General features: G+C 40.8%; 2 protein-coding genes and 1 pseudogene. 1 reads left to right on the forward strand and 2 read right to left on the reverse strand.

What is annotated here, in order from left to right:
- Positions 1–61: 61 nt before the first annotated feature.
- Entirely contained in the window at positions 62–1408 is a 1347-nt protein-coding gene (gene radA, locus V5N63_RS10690; protein ID WP_332033931.1) for a DNA repair protein RadA, read from the reverse strand.
- 98 nt (positions 1409–1506) lie between these two features.
- The gene (locus tag V5N63_RS10695) at positions 1507–2034 is read right to left on the reverse strand and encodes a YceI family protein (protein WP_332033932.1); all 528 of its coding nucleotides are present in this window, start codon (positions 2032–2034) and stop codon (positions 1507–1509) included.
- A gap of 240 nt (positions 2035–2274) precedes the next feature.
- Here V5N63_RS10695 and V5N63_RS10700 point away from each other — a divergent pair.
- Positions 2275–2678: pseudogene (locus V5N63_RS10700) on the forward strand (CTP synthase); the annotation flags it as partial.

The following is a 2678-nucleotide window of genomic DNA, read 5'->3' on the forward strand; positions in this document are numbered from 1 at the left end:
CCGACAATCTGTTCATCGGTAAAAGTGAGGTAAGAATGGGCGAGGAAATTCATAAGTAAATTTAAAACAAATATTCATGAAAATCCTCAATTTTACTTACTTCAACAATCGTAATTCCGAACTTCTTCTTCGGAATCTTATTCAAATTCGAAACAAAAATCTTTTCATAGCCCAGTTTTTCAGCTTCCGAAATGCGCTGTTCGATCTGCGACACCGGACGTATTTCTCCGCTCAGTCCAATTTCTCCCGCAAAACAGAAATGTTCTGAAATCGCAATATCTTCGTTGGAGGAAAGCACCGAAGCTACCACAGCCAAATCCAGCGCCGGATCATCGGTTTTGATGCCGCCGGTAATATTCAAAAAAACGTCTTTGGCGCCCAGCTGGAAGCCTGCACGCTTTTCTAAAACCGCCAGAAGCATATTAAGTCTTTTCGAATCGAAACCCGTACAGCTTCGCTGCGGAGTTCCGTAAACTGCCGTACTTACCAGAGCCTGAATCTCGATGAGCATCGGGCGGTTTCCTTCTAAAGTTACTGCGACAGAATTTCCGGAAAGTTCTTCAAATTTTTTGGTGATTAGGATTTCTGAAGGATTTTTAATTTCCTTTAAACCCTGGGAAACCATTTCATAAATCCCAATTTCTGAGGTAGAACCGAAACGGTTTTTGTTTGCACGTAAGAGTCTGAACAAATGATTTCGGTCGCCATCGAAATTCAGAACAACATCAACCATGTGTTCCAGGACTTTCGGGCCTGCTATTTGACCGTCTTTGGTGATATGTCCCACTAAAAACACCGGCGTGTTGCTTTCTTTAGCGTATTTAATGATTTCATTCGAACATTCCCGGATTTGCGAAACGGTACCGGGCGAACTTTCGATGAGCTGGCTTTGCAGCGTCTGTATGGAATCGATGATCACAAAATCCGGCTTCAGTTTTTTAGCTTCGTGAAGAATCTTTTCCACTGAAGTTTCAGTGAAAAGATAACAGTGGGGATTCTGGAGTTCTGTAAGCCGGTCGGCACGCATTTTAATTTGAGATGCGCTTTCTTCGCCGGAAACGTAAAGAATTTTCTTCTTCATCTTCAGCGCAAGCTGCAATAACAAAGTCGATTTCCCGATTCCCGGTTCCCCGCCAATTAAGGTAACAGAGCCTAAAACAATTCCGCCGCCCAGTACACGGTTCAGTTCTTCGGAGGGTGTTTTAATCCGCGGCTCTTCGTTGGTTTCAACTTCGATGATATTGATGATATGCTGCTTGGAGCGGTCGGAAAAACTTTTCACAGAAGTTTTTTCTACAATTTCTTCCACCAAAGTATTCCATTCGCCACAGTTTTTACACTGCCCAAGCCATTGCGGGTATTGCGTCCCGCAGTTCTGACAGAAATATGCCGTTTTCACTTTTGCCATGTTGCGAATTTCATGCTTTTTTTTCAATTACGCAGATTTTAGCAAAAAAATAACCGCTGAAAGGAGCGGCTACTTAATATAGGGATTTAACTTTCTTCTTAGTTGGCTACGATATTCACAGTAACTTTAATCGCATCACCTGTTTTTACACCCATGAAACCAGGTCTTTCCATTCCGAAATCCGATAATTTAAGATTTTCAGTCCCTGTAATATTATAAGATGCGCCGTTTTTAACAACATTTACTGGGAAACTCACATCTTTTGTAATTCCTGCTATTGTAAGTTTACCGGCTAAAGTACTTTTACCAACGGCTAAGGAAGCTGCGGTAAAACTGATGTTCGGCGATTTATCAGCTTTCAGGGCATCGTAAGCTTTATTATCCATCATTTTACCTTTGGTACTTTTCAGGTTTTTTGCGGGCATACTGAATTTTACGTTGGTAATAGCGTTTCCGCTAACCGTACCGCTGAAGTTAGCTGAAGAGGCTGTCATCGTCCAGTCATGCATCGGAGAAGTTCCGTCAACAGCGATTTTTGTAGATTTACCGGTGATGTTTTGTGCATTTACAAAACCAAAAAAAGTAACAGCGAACAGGAGCATTACGGATTTAAGAGTGTTTTTCATTTCTTTAATATTTAAGTTAATATTTAATTGTTTTCTGTTTCTTGGACCTATTTTCTAGTGTAAAGTTAAGCGCATTTTTTCGTAATTAAAAATGACATTTCTCACCCCAATCAATCTTTAACTATTTGAAGACCAACACATTGAAAATTTTTCAATTATCCACCTTAATTTACATGACTTTCGACAGGATTAATTTGTCGCATGTTGCAAATTCGCTTAACTTTGCACAAACCTAATCTAATGAGTAAAAAGAATACGAAATACATCTTCGTTACAGGAGGTGTTACTTCATCTTTGGGAAAAGGAATTGTTTCCGCTTCTTTGGGACTTCTGCTAAAATCCCGCGGTTACAATGTCACCATCCAGAAACTTGATCCCTATATCAACATCGATCCCGGCACCTTAAACCCCTACGAACACGGCGAATGCTACGTAACGGAAGACGGCGCTGAAACCGACCTGGACCTCGGGCATTATGAAAGATTTCTGAATTCCGCCACCTCCCAAAACAATAACGTTACCACCGGTAAAATTTACCAAACCGTAATTGAGAAGGAAAGAAAAGGAGATTTCCTTGGAAAAACCGTGCAGGTCATCCCGCATATTACCAATGAAATTAAGCGCAGAATTAAAATTCTTGCAAA

The sequence above is a fragment of the Kaistella sp. genome, from assembly GCF_032060305.1.
GTDB classification, from domain to species: Bacteria; Bacteroidota; Bacteroidia; order Flavobacteriales; family Weeksellaceae; genus Kaistella; species Kaistella yananensis.